Annotated in this window: 12 protein-coding genes; 4 read left to right on the top strand and 8 right to left on the bottom strand. The window is 63.3% G+C overall.

All coding sequences use genetic code 11. The annotated features are described in order from the left end of the window. Positions 1-20 precede the first annotated feature (20 nt). Complete coding sequence (locus tag NW848_RS06210; RefSeq protein WP_414510827.1) at positions 21-3,497, bottom strand: zinc-dependent metalloprotease; 3,477 nt, start codon at positions 3,495-3,497, stop codon at positions 21-23. A 52-nt stretch (positions 3,498-3,549) separates the two neighbouring features. Beyond that, the gene (locus NW848_RS06215) at positions 3,550-5,802 is read right to left on the bottom strand and encodes a GH116 family glycosyl-hydrolase (protein ID WP_414510828.1); all 2,253 of its coding nucleotides are present in this window, start codon (positions 5,800-5,802) and stop codon (positions 3,550-3,552) included. A 26-nt stretch (positions 5,803-5,828) separates the two neighbouring features. On the opposite strand from NW848_RS06215, the gene NW848_RS06220 reads away from it, so the two are divergent. After that, entirely contained in the window at positions 5,829-5,978 is a 150-nt protein-coding gene (locus NW848_RS06220; RefSeq protein WP_414510829.1) for a hypothetical protein, read from the top strand. Between the two features lies 1 nt (position 5,979). Here NW848_RS06220 and NW848_RS06225 read toward each other — a convergent pair whose 3' ends face one another. The 5 genes from NW848_RS06225 to NW848_RS06245 all read right to left on the bottom strand — a co-directional run bounded on the left by NW848_RS06225 (position 5,980) and on the right by NW848_RS06245 (position 11,345). Continuing rightward, the gene (locus NW848_RS06225; protein ID WP_414510830.1) at positions 5,980-8,274 is read right to left on the bottom strand and encodes a tetratricopeptide repeat protein; all 2,295 of its coding nucleotides are present in this window, start codon (positions 8,272-8,274) and stop codon (positions 5,980-5,982) included. Between the two features lie 30 nt (positions 8,275-8,304). Next, the gene (locus NW848_RS06230) at positions 8,305-8,658 is read right to left on the bottom strand and encodes a MerR family transcriptional regulator (RefSeq protein ID WP_414510831.1); all 354 of its coding nucleotides are present in this window, start codon (positions 8,656-8,658) and stop codon (positions 8,305-8,307) included. 131 nt (positions 8,659-8,789) lie between these two features. Beyond that, positions 8,790-9,239, bottom strand: coding sequence for a hypothetical protein (locus NW848_RS06235; RefSeq protein WP_414509101.1), 450 nt, complete (start codon positions 9,237-9,239; stop codon positions 8,790-8,792). A 35-nt stretch (positions 9,240-9,274) separates the two neighbouring features. Continuing rightward, positions 9,275-10,216, bottom strand: coding sequence for a S66 peptidase family protein (locus NW848_RS06240; RefSeq protein ID WP_414510832.1), 942 nt, complete (start codon positions 10,214-10,216; stop codon positions 9,275-9,277). 181 nt (positions 10,217-10,397) lie between these two features. Then, on the bottom strand, positions 10,398-11,345 hold the full coding sequence (locus NW848_RS06245) for a hypothetical protein (RefSeq protein ID WP_414510833.1): 948 nt from the start codon (positions 11,343-11,345) through the stop codon (positions 10,398-10,400). Between the two features lie 116 nt (positions 11,346-11,461). On the opposite strand from NW848_RS06245, the gene NW848_RS06250 reads away from it, so the two are divergent. Further along, entirely contained in the window at positions 11,462-12,244 is a 783-nt protein-coding gene (locus tag NW848_RS06250; RefSeq protein WP_414510834.1) for a prepilin-type N-terminal cleavage/methylation domain-containing protein, read from the top strand. Positions 12,245-12,258: 14 nt separating this feature from the next. Here NW848_RS06250 and kdsA read toward each other — a convergent pair whose 3' ends face one another. After that, positions 12,259-13,077, bottom strand: coding sequence for a 3-deoxy-8-phosphooctulonate synthase (gene kdsA, locus NW848_RS06255; RefSeq protein ID WP_414510835.1), 819 nt, complete (start codon positions 13,075-13,077; stop codon positions 12,259-12,261). Between the two features lie 65 nt (positions 13,078-13,142). Here kdsA and NW848_RS06260 point away from each other — a divergent pair, with 65 nt between their 5' ends. Then, the gene (locus NW848_RS06260) at positions 13,143-14,522 is read left to right on the top strand and encodes an NTP transferase domain-containing protein (protein ID WP_414510836.1); all 1,380 of its coding nucleotides are present in this window, start codon (positions 13,143-13,145) and stop codon (positions 14,520-14,522) included. Then, positions 14,522-15,514 carry an ArnT family glycosyltransferase gene (locus NW848_RS06265; RefSeq protein ID WP_414510837.1) on the top strand — a complete coding sequence of 331 codons (993 nt, stop codon included), beginning with the start codon at positions 14,522-14,524 and terminating at the stop codon, positions 15,512-15,514. The genes NW848_RS06260 and NW848_RS06265 overlap by 1 nt, the downstream gene beginning before the upstream one ends. Positions 15,515-15,564 lie beyond the last annotated feature (50 nt).

The following is a 15,564-nucleotide window of genomic DNA, read 5'->3' on the forward strand; positions in this document are numbered from 1 at the left end:
CGGGTTTTTCAGGGCGTCCCCTACTTCTCCGCGCCGATACCGAGCAGTTCCGCCAGCGACGGCACGCGGATTTCGGGCATGCCCAGCATGTATTGCGCGTTCAGCGCCTTGTCGATGGTCTCGATGGCTTCGCTGTAGTGGGCGCGGGTGTAAGTATCTTTCACGCGGGGGAGCTGCTTGCCCAGTTGCTCGCGCAGTTGGCGCAGGTGGTAGCGGGCGAGCATCCGCGCATCGTCGGGCGCGCCTGTGTTTTTGGTGATCATATCCACCAGCGTCTGTAGGTGGGCGCGTTGCAGCAGCCGTCGCAGCGCGGGAACCGCGCGCGCCGATTGCGCCTCCGACCAGATGACGCCCTGCAGCGTGTCGAACAGCTCCGCCAGGGTCAGCGCGTTGCGCTCGTCGACCGCCTTGAACTCGTTGTTGACGATGCGGCGCAAGGTATCGGGCGCCATCAGGCGCGCCAGCGTCAGCCGCTGGATGTTGCTCAAAAAGTCGCGCACGGGCGCATCGGGGGGAATGGAGCTGCCCCCACCGTAGGGATTCGGCGCCAGCCGCAGGTAGAGCCCCTTCGGAATGTTGAACGCGCTCTCGGAGAAGATGTAGGTCGCCAACAGTTGCAGGGCGCGACGCTGCTTGTCCGCGCTGAGCGGCTCCAGCGGCGGCTGCGCGTTCGGGTCGCTGGCGAAGTTGCGCCGAATCTGCAGCCCGCCAACAAACCGCGACAGCTGCGTCGCCGCGCGGCTAAAACTCGCCAGCGTGCCGAAGAAGTAGCGCGTGAAGTCATAGTAGCTCTCGCCAGGACCAGGCACGCGCGACGGCAGCACCTCCAGCAGCTCGTGCGTGTCCTTAATCACCAGCTCCCAGTAATCCAGCGGGTCGCGCCCTAAGTCCCAGCGCGTCACATACGGGTCGAATCGGTCGGCGTAGTCGTCGGTTTCATAGGCGAGTTCTGGCTCCGTGTTGCGCTGGGCGATTTGCATCAGGTAAGGTCGCTCCGCTTCGGGCGTGCGGGCGTCGGGGAAGATGCGATACCCGTACTCAATCGCCCAGTAGTCGTAGGGTCCAATCGTGGGGTTCCAATAGTAGGTGTTGGGGGCGTGCAGCGCCATCTGGTTGAACGGGTCGTACTCCATCACGCTGGCGACCGTGCCGCGCTGGCGCACCCGTTCGCCGTCCTTGAGGTCGTCCAGCGTGTGCAGGCGGCTGGCGGCGAAGTTGTGGCGCAGCCCCAGAATGTGCCCCATCTCGTGCATGGTGACCGAGCGGATATAGCTTTTGACGAACTCCTGCTCGGTGATTTTGGTCGCGCCGCGCTTGCTTGCCAGCAGCTCCATCATCACGAAGCCCTGCCACGCGCGCGGGAGGGTGTCCTGCACGAAGGTGCAGGCGTGCGGCGAGTTGTGGTCGTGGTGGTCGCAGCACGCGCGTTGCTCGGCTTCCTTGAACGCCGCCAGCGGGTCAATCTGGCGCAGGAACTGCACGCGCGTGAACCGTGCCATATTGCCGTCGATGGTGATGCTGGCGTTCAGAATCTGCCCCGTGAGCGGGTTGGCGCGGAACAGGGCGACGGCGTAGCCGTTGCTCGGCGAGGTCACCCAGCGAATCACATTGTAGCGCATATCGGCGTGGTCCCAATCGGCATCGTCGGGCATCTGCTTGACCACAATCGCGTCCTTGATGCCGATTTTCTCGAATGCCTTGTTCCACTCCAGCAGCCCCTCGCGCACGGCGTCGCGGTACTCGTGCGGGATGGCGTTGTCGAGCCAGAACACAATCGGCTCTTTCGGGGGCGAGAGTTCGGCGTTCGGGTCGGCTTTCTCGAGGTGCCAGCGCAGGATGTAGCGGCGGGTCTGGTTCTCCTGCTCGCGGGTGAAGTCGTCGTACTGGGTCGTGAAGTAGCCAACGCGCGGGTCGTAGAAGCGAGGCACATAGCCGTTGTTGACGGGCAGCTCCCACAGGTTGTAGTTGACCGTGATGGGCACGCTGCGTGGGTCGGCAAGGTTCGCCCCGCCTGCCAGTCCGCCCAGAATGCCTGCCAGCCCGCCGCCGCGCTGCGGACCCCCAGCGAAGTGGTACGCCGTCTGAATAAAGATATTGTTCGGGAACGCCTTGACCTGATTGTAGACGGTCTTCTCGCGGTCGATGCTGTAGCTCCCGCCTGTCGCAAGGTTAACGATCTGCTGAATCTGAATCAGGTCGGAGCGAAACAGGTTAGAGACATCGATGAGTAGCCGCTTGCCCTCGTCCGATTTGGCTTCGATTTTGAACGCTTCGAGGTAAGCGTCGGCGAAGGAGCGTTGCACCGAGCGGGCAATCGGCGTGTTTGGGTTCGCTCGGAAGCGGAAATTCGGCACGACCATCAGGATTTGCTCGTCGCGCTGCACCCACTTGAAGAGGATGTCATTGATGGGCGTGCCTGCGGCGAGGAAAAAGGTCGGCAGCCCCTCGCTCACCGTCGCCTGCAGGAAGTAGAGCGTCTCCAGCTGCTCGCGGCGGATTTCCATGTAAATCGTGTCCTTGCCCGCCTCCTTCTTGCGGTAGAGCGTGAACAGCCCCTCCAGCTTCTCGAAGTCTTTGGTTACCTCTTCGATGGTCTTCTCTTTCTTTTTGGCGTCCTCTTTTTTCTCGCCTTCGGCGGGCTTCTGCTCGTCGGGTTTCTTCTCATCCGCTTTCTGCTCGCTTACTTGTGGTTGGGCGTCTTGTTTGGGCTGGGGTGTGGGCTGCGCGCCGTTCACGCCTTCAGGTAGGGGTGAGCCTGAGATGCGCTCGTATTCCAGTTGTGCCGATGCTGCGGCGGAGACCTCGCCTGCGCCCCAGCTCAAGCCTGTGATTTTGGTCGTAGCGTACACTGTGTCGCCCGTGCGCACCTCGACGAGCAGCTCGCTCTCAGCGGAGGTCTTGCTGCCGCCGCCTGCAGTGTAGACGCTGGCGATTCGGGCAACACGGATGCCCTTGTAGGTCTCGAACCCGCGCAGGGTGTATTCGATTGTGGCAGGCGCGGTGCCCAGCTTGGAGTCGTCCTTGAAGGTGTAGCTCCACTTGTCGCCGACACCAACGGGCTTCTCGCTAAAGACGACCGCCAGCGTCTGCCCCAGATGACGCTGCTCGGGGTCGGTCTCGTCTTCTTCGCGGGTGCTTTCGCGGCGAATCACCTCGCCGTTGGGCTTGATGACTGTGGTAATCTTCGCGCCCAGCACTTCGTCAGGCGCGGGCATCTTTTGCCCGCCAAAGCTTATCTCATATGACTCGGTGGACTGCTCCAGCGTGATGTTGCCCTCGGGAGAGACTTCGAGGACTTTCTGCGCCACCACGGAGGTGAGTTCCAAGTTGAAGGTTCTGCCTGCCGCCTCAATGCTAATCGTTCCCGACAGGCGGTAGCGCATCGTCTGCCCAGCCTGCGCTTTGTTTTGCAGCAGCACTTTCTCTTGCGCAAACGCGCCCAGCGACACGGCAAACAGCAGCAACCACAGCGTAATGAACCGTCGTTGTTTCAGCATAGTACCCTCCGAATAGTCAGTTATGGGTTCCCCCACGGCGTATTACTATACCTCATTCGCCCTCCACCAGCGACCACGCCGACATACTGCGGGCGTAGTAGCTGCCGCATTCGGGTTCGTTGAACGGGTTGCGTTTCGCGCCGTCGTGTCGGGCGCGGACGGCTTGCACCACCTGCACCGCCTCGCGCCTAAAACCGTAGTCCAGCAGCAGGCGCGCGAAGGCGTACTCCAGCCCCGTCCAGCACTCGGACTGGTACGGGAACGGCAGGCTGGGCTTGCCGCCGCGCGGGTAGGTTCCCGTGATCACGCCGCGCTCGTCGCCTGTCGCGTAGGTGCGCCCGTAGTTGTAGTGCTGGTTCAGCGTGCGCTGGAAGTTGTGGCGCAGCACCGCGCGCAACGCCGTGCGGATATGCTCCCGTTGCAGCAGGTCGCCCAGCCCCGCGCGGTTCGCCTTGTATTGCCCAATCAGCTGGTCGATACTGCACGCCTCGCCGAGTTGGCTGTCGCGGTAGTGGGGATAGTCGCCCTTGCGCGGGGTGGTCATCGGGTGCGGGTTGTCGGGCACAGGGCGGATTTGCTGCACATAAAACGCGCCGTTGAACAGGTTCGCGTCCATCCAGCGGCTGCCGCTTTCGAACAGCGTGCGACACTTCTGGGCGAACTCTATGTCGCCGAGCAGGCGCGCCGCCTCTTCCATCGCCCTGAGCGCCGCCAGATACCATGTCCCGCACACGGGATTCGGTCCGAAAAACTCCACATCGTAGGTGTTGTGCTGCGCGCCTTCCATGACGCCGTCTTGGTCGGCGTCCCAGCTGCCAGGTTGCCACGCGAAGGCGAGCAGTTTTTTGAGCGTGGGGTACCAGCGTTCCAGCCACGCGCGGTCGCCTGTGCGCCGATACTGCATGTAGCTGCGCACGATTAGCCCCATCTGCCCGTCGGCGGCGGCAAGCGCGTAGGCGTTCGCGCCCAGCGGCAAGTCCAGCCGAAACCGATGCGCGCCGTCGTCCATCGTCCCGTAACGCAGGTGTGCCTCCAGCATCGAACGGTGCAGGTCGGGAAACAGCGACAGCGTCGCCTGCTCGTAGTTCCACACATGCGTGCAGGAGCCGAAGCAGCACCCTGTGTCGGCGTTGCAGCCCTCGAAGCCGCAGAAAGTACCGTCCTCCAGTCGGAAGACGGTCGGGCTGCGCAGCACCGCCAAGCAGTTCAGCGCGGATTCGGCAATCGGCGCGGGATGGCGGGCAACGATGCCCTCCACGAAGCGGGCAGTGCGCTCCCACAGGTCGGGCAGGCGCGGGATGACATACTCCGCCACGCGCCGCGCGTCCTCGAAGCGCAGCGCGTAGTGGTTGCGCACGATGGGGTCGCTCTCGCCGTGCCACCAGCCCACCTCGCGCATGTTGCGGTACGGGAAGTGCCAGCACAGCAGGAAGCGCACGCGCACGGTCTGGTTGGGCGCAAGCGTCAGCGGTACGGAGATCGACGATTCCCAGCCGCGTTCGTCGCTGGGCGGGCAGGGCTGGCGCGGCGCAGCGTCGGGGACGGTCGGGTTCTCCAGCAGCCAGTCGGTCAACGGCATCAGCGTGGTGGGCAAGTCCCAGCGTCGGAATGCCCAGCGGCGCGCGGCGACGGCGTTCTCGGCGTCGGTCAGCAGCGCGACCGTGCCCCAGCGCGGCGAACGCTGCTCGGTCGCCTTGCGGAACAGCAGCCCGCGCCAGCCGTGCGCCCGCGCGAACTCCGTGATATTGCCCTTCTGGTCGCGCACGATACCGTCGTCGCCGATGAAGTTGCTTAGCACGAACACGACGCTCGCCTCCAGCGGCGTACTGGCGCGATTGCGCAACGCGACGGTCAGCAGTGCGAACGGCAGGCTCGAATCGTCGGTCGCTTCGGGGATGAGCGGGTTGAACGCCTCAATCGCGCACTGCAGTGGCAGTTCGGGGTCGCGCAGCAGGGCGCGCCCGAAGGGATAGGCTGCCTCGAAACCCAGCGGGCGCATGTGGGGCAGCCCTGCCAGTGTCTGCGGCGCGCCGTGGTCGGCGTCCAGTTGCAGGCGCGTGATGCCCTCCAGCACGCGCAGGCGCGCCTTATCGCCTTGCGGGTGCACGCGCAGCAGCATGTGCGCCCACGGCGGACGCCAGCCCCGATGCGGACGGCTCATCAACTGCCAGTCCACCAGCGCGCCGTCCCCCGCCAACGCCAGGCAGCCCGCGCCTATCCCACCAACGGGCATCGCAATCGCCCGCACCCGATTCGCAGGGTAGCGTGCGAGAATCGGCATCTCCTTGAATTCCGCAACCATCATAGCAGGAATTTACCCGATGGGCTTGAATGAATGTTCTACTTCAGGAGGTAAGGGAGATATGCGACCAACTGCCTTCGCTCATCAGTGTCCCGTTCCAGATAGCGTTTCCCGTCGCCGTCCTCATTGTGCTGAACCGTCCGAACATCAAGGCGGCGTTCGAGAGCAGTGGGTTTTAGGCTACGCCGCTGTGAATCGAATGCGCTCGCGGGTCAGCTCCAAATTGTGCTGCGCCTGCGCGTGCTTGGGGTCTAACTGCAGCGCCTGCTCGTAGGCGATTTTGGCGGCGTCGTAAACCCCCATGCGGAAGTAGCAGTTGCCGAGCGTGAACCACGCTTGCGCGTTGTAGGGGTCGCGTTCGATGCCCGCGGAGTAGGCGTCGGCAGCCTCGTTGTACGCGCCGAGCTGGTAGAGGGCGTCGCCCGCGTTGAGGAAGGCGTTCGCGTCGGTGGGGTTTAGCTCGATGGCGGCGGCGAAGTGTGCCAAGGCGTTCTCGTAATCCTTGAGTTGCCACAGGGCGCGCCCCCAGTTGATGTGCATCGCGGCGTCGGGGGCGTAGCCGCGCGTCGCGTAGACCTCGCACGCTTCGGCGAAGCTGCGCGCGTCGCCTGCCTCGTGCGCCGCATACAGCCAGCGTTCCAGCCACTCCTGCTGGTCAGGCAGCGCATAGGCAACAGCGCGCACATAGGGCAGCGCGCGCCGATGGTCGTCCGCTTCCCACCAAGTTTTTGCCAGGAGCTGAAGGGCTACAGTTTCGTAATCTGCGTGCGTCGCCAGTTGTTGGAAAATCGTTTCCGCCTGCTCGCGCGCGCCCACCTGCAGCAGCGTCTGCCCGTAGTCGAGTAGCACAATTGGGTCGTTCGGTCGCTCCTGCACGAGGCGTTCGTAGAGCAGGCACGCCTCATCGGGGCGTCCGAGTTCGCGCAGGGCGCGCGCGTAGGCGAACCGCCACTTGTAGGTGACCACGCCGAAATCGCCAACATAGCCGCTGCCCGATAGAAGTGTCTCGCCGTCGGGCGCGAGCAACCCGATGCGAATCGCGCTTTCGCGTGCGGCTTCTAACGCCTCCAGCGACTTCTGGGCGCAACCCATTCGTGCATAGACCATGGCCAGGGTGTAATGCACCATCGGGTGGTCAATTCCCCGCGCGAGGGCGTCCGCGCCGACCTGCAACGCCGACTCGTACCGCTCCAGATGCGTCAGCGACTCGACCCAGTTTGCCCAAATCTGCCCTGCGTAGTCCTCGTCGCCGCGTAGATACGGGCAGGTCTGCTCCGCCCAGTATGCCGCTTGCTCATAATCGCCGAGTGCGAAGTAGGTGTTCGCGAGGTTGAACTTGTGGAACAGGTCGTCGGGGTCTTGCTCCAACTCGCGCAGGATAATCTCGATGTTGCGCTGCGCCTTGTCGCGGCTACGCATGACCTCTTTGCTGTAGCCCAGATGGCGCACCTGCGCGGCGACAGTGGCGATTCGTCCCTTGTGCGACACAAGGCTGGGGATAATCTGCTCGTGAATCGCGCCTTCCCAGCGGGCGTAGGGCATACGGCGGAACAGGCGCACCAGACGATGCACGAAGTAGTCGCCTTCGCGAATTTCGTTCAGAATCTCCAGGTAATAGCCGACGAACTGCGGGTGGCGTGCGGCGTTGAGTATCGCCTGCTTCGATTCGGGGGTCAGCCGCTCGTCGGCGTCCAGCACTAAGATCCAGTCGCCTGTGGCGTGCTGCAGGGCAATGTTGCGCGCGGCAGCGAAGTCGTTCTGCCACTCGGCGTGGATCACCTTCGCGCCGTACTTTTCGGCAATCTGCGGGGTCGCGTCCGTCGAGCCTGTGTCCACCAGCACGATCTCGTCCACCACGCCCTGCACGCTCTGCAGGCACTCTTCGAGGTACTCTGCCTCGTTACGAGCAATCATGCTCAGCGTAATCTTCACACCGACAGGCTCGTCGGGGATGGGGAACTGATAGCGTTCGAGCCAGTGTTCCAGCGTCTGGATGCCTTTGAGCAGCGTCGCGCGTTCGTGCTGGCGTTTCTGCTTGTTGCTGGAGACCAGGCGCGGGTCGCTCGCGTGGCAAATCAGCACATTGCGCAGGGGCAGCACCGTCTCGCGCAGCCAGTCAGGGTGGCGAAAGCCCGCTTCCAGCAGTTGCACCACCAGCGGGTACGCCTGCGACTCTTGGGTGAGATAGACCCACAGCCATGTCTGTCGTGCCGCGAGGACGGCGGAGTTTGGGCATGCGGCGCGTCCCCGCTCGACGAGTTGCTGCGCCTCGTCCCAGCGCGTTTGTTGCAACAGTGCGACAGCGGCGCCTTCGTAAGCGTTCTCGTCGTTGGGGTGGCTCTGCAGGTGGTGCATGAACGCCTCGTAAGCGGCGTCAGGCTGCTCAGCGCGGAGATATTCGAACGCCTCGTCGAGGTGCGCGTCCCACCGCTCCGTGAAGAGGGGCACTTCCTGGCGCACGACAGTAGTTGGCATAGGTTCCCTCCTTTTCTGGGGCGCTAAGCGTTAGCGCTTGACTGTCGCGCGTTTTTTGTGTTTCGAAGCGGTTGTACCGTTGTTGTTGCCTGTGCTGGGGGATTGGGGCGCTTGCTGGGCAAAGCGCTCCTTGAGTTTACGCTTCGCGCCTGCGATGGTGTAGAGTTCCTCTTTGAGCAGGCGTTTAATCTCTTTGAGCACCTCGATGTCTTCGGGGCGGTAGCGGCGTTGCCCGCCTGCCGTGCGCACAGGATTCAGGAACTCGGCGAACTCGCGCTCCCAGTAGCGGATGGTGTGCGTCTCCACCTTCACCAGCGCGCTCGCCGTGCTAATCGACACGGGTCGCTCCTCAACAGGCGGTTTCGGTTTTCGCTTACGCATCATCGACCTCCAGAGAAAGAGATTTCGAGCCTCTTCGGGACACTCCGAATCGCATTCCCGCAACGGCTCGTGAGGGATTATCGGAACGCCGTTTCGAAATCTTGAGCAGATGCCCTACAAACGATCGCGCAACGCTAATCCCACCAGATTTCGAGCAGCACAAGCGCGGGGACATCCAAGTCGTCGCTCAGCTCCTCCAGAGTGCGCCCCAGAGCCTTCTCCAGTTCAGGCTTTATTGCGGGGTCGGTATGATAGACTTCATCATAGGCAATCAGTAGCACCTCATCCGAGTCTTGGAACACTGCGTAAATCTCTTCGTACTCCCATGCCTGCGCCAGCTCGGTGAGCTGTTCCCAACGATCTTGCGTGGTCAGCAGGTAGAGCGTGTCGGCATATGGCACACCTTCCGTTGCGAGGCTTGCGAGGGCACTCAAGGGCGTCGTGTGGTCGCCCCACCAGCAAGCAAGCCAGAGGTCGGCGTGTTCCAGCAGGTCGTCGGCGACCACATCGCCGTCGAATTCGTTGAAACTGCCGTGGCGCATCAACTCCAGAACCAGTCGTTGCGCCTCGCTAATCTCACGCATAGCGTACTGATAGTTTACCTATGGGTCAAGCGTTTTCATCGCCGTACCGTCGCCGATTCCAGAATGGTGAGTTTACCGCGCTCGGTATCTAACTCTGCCAGCACGCCGTAGGGCAGCGTGAGCGGGTCTGTGATGTGTCCGAACGGGAAGCCCGCCATCGACGGTTGCGGCAGCGTGCCGAAGTAGTCGTCCAGCACCTCGTCAGGGGTGAGCGTCGGCTCGCCTTCCTTGACATGCTGCTCCCAGCGCGTGTCCTCGCTGAAGGCGATTCCGCGACACACTGCCCACTTGCCCGCCAGCGCGAGGTGGTTCAACATCGCATCCAGTCGGTAAGGCGGCTCGTCGACATCTTCGAGGACGACGATAGCATCGCGCGTGTCGATTTCGTAAGGTGTGCCGATCGAGTCGGCGACGAGGCAGAGGCAACCGCCCGTGAGTCGTCCCTGCGCCTCGCCTGGCACAATCGTGCGATAGGGCGCGTCCCAAGGGGGCAGTTCGCCGAGCGGTTCGGGCACTTCCAGCGCGCGCCAGAACACCTCCATCGCGTGGTCAGGAATGTGGCGCGTCATCGTAATCGGCATCGGCGCGTACAAGCCGACCAGCCCCACATGGCGCAGTAGCCATAAATGCAGCACCGTGATGTCACTGTAGCCAATCAGCAGTTTCGGGTGGTTGCGGAACACGGCGGGGTCTAAATACGGAATCAATCGCGCTGCGCCATAGCCGCCGCGCGAACACAGCACGGCGTCGACATCCTCGCGTGCGAACATCGCCATCAGGTCGCGGGCGCGCTGTTCGTCCGTGCCTGCCAGGTAGCCCCGTCGCGCCAGTGCGTACTCGCCCAACACAATCTTGTATCCGCGCTGATAGAATGGCGTCAATCCTTTCTCCAAGTCATCTGCTTCAATCGCGCTGGAAGGAGAGACTACCCCAAGCGTCATGCCAGGCTCGATTGCCTTCGGTCGTATTAAGTCCATAGCCTATGAGTACGCTATGCGGTGTGGGAGTCCTGCGAGTGAAGCACGGCAGTTTTGCCCTCTGCCACCGCGTGGGAGAATGAACCCCTCGCCCGCGAGGCGGGCGAGGGGGCACAGGGGGTGAGGGCTATACTGCCCAAACGCTTCGGCGCGGGGAAAATCGCGCTCAAGGACGCGAAGCCTAACAGCCGCTGCCGAAGTTGAACAGCACGGTCAGCAGGTCAGCGTCGTCCACTACGCCGTCGCCGTTGATATCCGAGTTCGGGTCGTCGCCGCCGAAGTTGAACAGCACCTGCAGCAGGTCGGCGTCATCCACGCAGCGGTCGCAGTTCACATCGCCTGCCACCGCAGGGCGGTCGCCAGGGTTCAGGTTGCCTGGAGTCACCTCGCGGTTGAACTGGCTGGGCAGCGTGCCGAGAATGGCGCGGTTCGTTGTGCTGGTCAGGAACGGACCGAAGTCGCCCGCGCCCGTTGCGCGTCCCGCGTCTGCAGCGATAATCGAGCCGTTCTGGAAGAAGATAATCACATCGGGTTCCCAGGTGCTGCCGTCGGCGCGGCGGCGCAGATTAGCAGGGATGTCCACGCCGTTCAACTGCTCAGGGTAGATGTGGTCGGGCTGTCCAGGCTCCTCTTCGTCGTCTTTCCAGCCGAACGCTTGCACCGCCTCGCTCCACAGCACATTGTCGATAACGCCGTCGTCGTTCGTGTCGATGTCGTCGCCAGGCGCGCCCGTAAAGTTGCGTACCAAAGCGACCGTGTAGCTGTCGTTGCCCATGCCCGCCGCCGTGAAGGCGTTCGGGATGACCACGACCGTCGTCTCTGCTGCAGGCGGGGGTTGGAGTACCGCTTCCCCGTCGCGCACGAGCAGCAGCCCGTTGCTGCCCGTGCTGTACGCGCTCAGGTCAATCGCCCAGTGGATGTTGCCAGGGTTGAAAAGCCACTCGCCGTCGATGCCAATCAGCCAGTAGCCCTGCAGGGAGAAGTTCGGTTGACAGCTCTGAATCTCGATAAACTCGCGTCCCGCGTCAGGGGAGCCGGGGGGGTTAATCATCGCTTCCGTAATGCGCACCTGCGCTGTCGCGCCGAGCGCCATGCCTGTCGCCACAATGATGCTCGCGAAGCCTCTCATTTCGTGCCTCCGACGCGAGATTACCTACAGCAAGTTTAAGTGCGCGTTAAGGAACCGTTTTCTTAACACAACCTTAAACCGTTGAAAGGTACTCTGGGGATGCAAGGAGATGAGCCATGCGTAAGGGATTTACTCTTATCGAGCTTCTGGTCGTGATTGCGATTATCGCGATTCTGGCGGCGATTCTGTTCCCTGTGTTTGCGCAGGCGCGCGAGAAGGCGCGCCAGACCGTGTGCGCATCCAACCTGAAACAGCTGGGGATTGCGCAGCAGATGTACCTGCAGGACTTCGACGAGCAGTTTTTTGTGCGCCCGCGCGACAATTCCGTACCCAACCGCTATTGGCAGGAGGACTGGTGGCCGTTCCTGTTGATTCCGTACATTAAGATGAAGCCGAGCGACATTCAAGGGACGCGCGACAACTTTTTCAGCTGTCCGAGCAACCCGATTGTGATGGAGCCGAATTTCCGCTCGCGCCCGCTGCCCGAGTGGGGCTTGCGGATGACGCCGCGCCGCACCTATGAGTTCCACATGAGCTACGCCCTGAGCGAGCATGTGCTGGACTACCCTGCGATTGCGATGTGGGAGAAGCCTACCGAGTCGCTGTTCTTGCTGGAGGTGCGCGGGCGCGGCGGCGGTCAACTTGCAGGCAGCACTGCGGATACAGACATCGACTGCGGGCAGACGAACGAAATCTGGTTCCAGCATGCGGGCGGCACGAACATCCTGTGGATGGACGGGCATGTGAAGTGGCTCAAGCCGAGCTTGCGCGGGGGCGACGGGCGCGAGGCGCGCCATTGGGTCTACCCGCCCTGTTGTGGCGACGGCGACAACTTCCCGTTCGGTCCGTGGGCGCCGTGGGGCATGAACGCGCCGTTCCAGATTCGCTACTGCCAGTAGCGGTTTTGTGCGGGTCAGGACGCCCGCGCCGCTTCCCAAATGCACAGCAGGCGCGTCAGTAATGGCTCCACCTGCGCCAAGGGGTACTGCGTCGCTGGGTCGGAAAGCGCGTGGTCTGGGTCGGGATGTACCTCCATAAACAGCGCGTCGACTCCGACGGCAACCGCTGCCCGCGCCAGCGGCTCAACCGCCTCCCGATTGCCCCCCGACTGCTTGCCTGCCCCGCCTGGACGCTGCACGCTATGCGTGGCGTCGAACACGATAGGCGCGCCGAACCCGCGCATTATCGGCAAGCCTGCCATGTCTACAATCAGCGTGTTGTAGCCGAAACTGGCGCCCCGCTCGGTAATCAGCACACCCGATGCGCCAAACGCCCGCAACTTCTCCACAATATTGCCCACATCCCACGGCGCGAGGAACTGCCCCTTTTTCACATTCACGGGCTTGCCCGTGCGCGCCGCCGCTGCCAAGAGGTCAGTCTGACGGCACAGAAACGCGGGGATTTGCAATAAGTCGACCACCTGCGCCGTCGGCTCGGCTTGCCACGACTCGTGAATGTCGGTCGTGACGGGCACGCCGAACTCGCGACGAATACGCGCCAGCACCTCAAGCCCTGCCTCCAGCCCATACCCCCGAAACGAGTCGTGCGCCGTGCGATTCGCCTTGTCAAACGACGCCTTGAAGATGTACGGGATGCCCAAGCGGTCACATAGGCGCGTCATCGCCTCCGCCACACGCTGACATAATTCGAGGCTTTCAATCACGCAGGGACCTGCAATCAGGCAGAGCCTGCCGTCGCCAACCGTGACCGCGCCGACCGAAACGGGTTGCATACCGCAAGTATACCTGCGCCTGCACAGGGTAGGAATTAGTGCGCGGCTGTCGAACGCACACGCCGATGAAAACAGCGGTCATCCTGTGCGCAGGGCAGGGGGCGCGCTTTTGGCCCTACAACGAGGTGCGCAACAAGGCGGCGACGCCCGTGATGAACCGCCCGAATGTGCGCCGATTGGCAGACTCGCTACAGCAGGCAGGCGTCGAGCGGCTAATTGTAGTTGTAGGGGCGCATGAGGCGTCGGTGCGCGCCGCGCTGCACGACTTAGAGTTGCCCGTCGCGTTTATTCGCCAGAACCCGCCGACGGGCACGGCATATGCCGTGCTGAGCGCGCTGCCGCTAATCGGCGACGAGCCGTTCGTGGTCGCCTACGGAGACATCGCCACCCCGCCAGAGACCGTTCGCCGCCTTGTTGAAGCGTTTCAGCAATCGGGTGCGCTGGGGGCGGTCGTGGCGCAGCCGTACCTGCCCGAACACGACCCGCGCGACTGGATCGGCGCAGTTGTGCAAGGCGGACGCCTGCGCCGCATCGAAGGGCACAGCGCGGATACGAACTACCGCCTCGGCGGGCTGTATGCGTTCCAACCGCAGATTCGCGACGCGCTCAACGCCCATCCGGGACTCATGACCAGCGTGCCTGTGGGCGGGATGCCCCCGCTGGAGGCGGAACTGGCGCAAACGCTGCAGACGCTGTTGGAACAGGGGCACGACATCCCCTTCGTGGAGCCAGTGGGCTTTCTGGTCGATATGGACAAGCCGTGGCACCTGTGGGAGGCGAACGCGCGCTGGCTGGACTACGAGGCGAGCCGCTTGGAGACCGACCGCATCAGCAAGACCGCGCAGATCGACGACTCCGCCGAAATCTACGGCAAGGTGGTGGTGGAAGACGGCGCGGTGATTGGCAAGCGCGTGGTGATTCGCGGCAACTGCTTCATCGGGCGCGAGTCGCACCTGACGAACGGCGCGATGCTGATGGGCACGACGGCGATTGGCGCACGCAGCTACCTGCGCGACTACTGCCACCTGTCGGGCACGACGGTGGTCGGCAACGGCTGCATCGTCGGGCACGGCGCGGAGATGGACGGTGTGATGCTGGACGGCAGTTTCCTGTTCCACTACTGCGAGATTATGGGCGTGGTGGGGCAACGGGTAGACATCGGCGCGGCGACTGTGTGCGGCACGCTGCGCTTCGACGACGGCGACACGATGCACACAGTGCGCGGACGACGCGAGCGACCCGACTTCGGCGCGAACGGCACCTACTTCGGCGACTTCTCGCGCACAGGCGTGAATGTGATTACCATGCCCGGCGTCAAAATCGGCGCGTACTCGTGCGTCGGCGCGGGCATCGTGGTCTACGAGGACATCCCCAGCCGCAAACTCGTGCTGCTGAAGCAGGAGTTGGTCTACCGCGACTGGGGACCCGAACGGTACGGCTGGTGATGCTGCGCTACCTCCTCGCGCTCACGGCAACGGGCATCGGGCTATTCGCGCTGATTAAGCCTGTGCATATCGACGATACGGTTGTGCTGCATGTGGCGGAGAACATTTTGCGCGACCCGTTGCGTCCGTTCGCGGGCGAGTTTTTCTGGCTGGAGACGCCGCAGCCGCTGGCAAAGGTCACCACGAACCCGCCGCTGGTGAGTTATTGGCTGGCGCCGTGGATTGCACTCACAGGCTACCGCGAGTGGGTGTTGCATGTGTCGTTTGCGCCGTTTATTGCGCTGCTGATGTGGGGCATGCATCGGTTGGCGACGCGCTGGCTGGGCGCGGAGTGGGCGTGGTGGGCGGTCGGCTGGCTGATGCTGTCGCCTGCCGTGCTGCCGGGGATGAACCTGATGCGCGATGTGCCTGCGCTGGCGTTGCTGGTGGGCGGGCTGGCGTGCTGGGTGGAGGGTGTGGAGCGTCGGGGAGCGCGATGGCTGGCGGCGGGCGCGCTGCTGGTCGGGCTGGCGGGACTGGCGAAATACACTGCGCTGATTGGGGTGCTGTTGGTCGCTTTGTATACGCTGCAGCAGCGGGCGTACGGCGCGTTGGGCTGGCTGACGCTTGCGCTTGTGCCGATTGCGGGCTGGTCGGCGTTGAACCTGTGGGCAGACGGCGAAGTGCATCTGGTGTATCTGTGGCAGGAGCGTCGGGGTAGCGCGCCGCTGGGAGCGAAGTTGCTGCCTGGCGTCGTCGGGCTGGGCGCGAGCACGCTGCTGTGGCTGGGCGTCAGGCGGCGGTTCAAAGCCGCGCTGGGGGACGGCTGGCGGTGGAAGGTCGCGCTGCTGGCGTTGGCAGCCGCGGGCGTGGTGGGGTGGTATCACCTGCAGTTTGCGGGTCAGCCGATGTACCTGCAGTCGCTGCTGTGGCTGGTCGCGGGCGTGATCGTGTTGGGGTTGGCGGTGGGGGTGGGGTGGTTCAAGGATTCGCCCCCCTCCATAAGGTTCTGATAAGGGTACATCGGTCAGGTACAAAAAAAGTGCCGCTTGGGGTAAATTTC

Source organism: Synechococcus sp. RC10A2, from assembly GCF_047502605.1.

Coding starts and splice junctions, on each gene's coding strand:
- NW848_RS06210 (WP_414510827.1), bottom strand. CDS start 3,497: ATGCTGAAACAACGACGGTTCATTACGCTGTGGTTGCTGCTGTTTGCC.
- NW848_RS06215 (WP_414510828.1), bottom strand. CDS start 5,802: ATGATGGTTGCGGAATTCAAGGAGATGCCGATTCTCGCACGCTACCCT.
- NW848_RS06220 (WP_414510829.1), top strand. CDS start 5,829: ATGAATGTTCTACTTCAGGAGGTAAGGGAGATATGCGACCAACTGCCT.
- NW848_RS06225 (WP_414510830.1), bottom strand. CDS start 8,274: ATGCCAACTACTGTCGTGCGCCAGGAAGTGCCCCTCTTCACGGAGCGG.
- NW848_RS06230 (WP_414510831.1), bottom strand. CDS start 8,658: ATGATGCGTAAGCGAAAACCGAAACCGCCTGTTGAGGAGCGACCCGTG.
- NW848_RS06235 (WP_414509101.1), bottom strand. CDS start 9,239: ATGCGTGAGATTAGCGAGGCGCAACGACTGGTTCTGGAGTTGATGCGC.
- NW848_RS06240 (WP_414510832.1), bottom strand. CDS start 10,216: ATGGACTTAATACGACCGAAGGCAATCGAGCCTGGCATGACGCTTGGG.
- NW848_RS06245 (WP_414510833.1), bottom strand. CDS start 11,345: ATGAGAGGCTTCGCGAGCATCATTGTGGCGACAGGCATGGCGCTCGGC.
- NW848_RS06250 (WP_414510834.1), top strand. CDS start 11,462: ATGCGTAAGGGATTTACTCTTATCGAGCTTCTGGTCGTGATTGCGATT.
- kdsA (WP_414510835.1), bottom strand. CDS start 13,077: ATGCAACCCGTTTCGGTCGGCGCGGTCACGGTTGGCGACGGCAGGCTC.
- NW848_RS06260 (WP_414510836.1), top strand. CDS start 13,143: ATGAAAACAGCGGTCATCCTGTGCGCAGGGCAGGGGGCGCGCTTTTGG.
- NW848_RS06265 (WP_414510837.1), top strand. CDS start 14,522: ATGCTGCGCTACCTCCTCGCGCTCACGGCAACGGGCATCGGGCTATTC.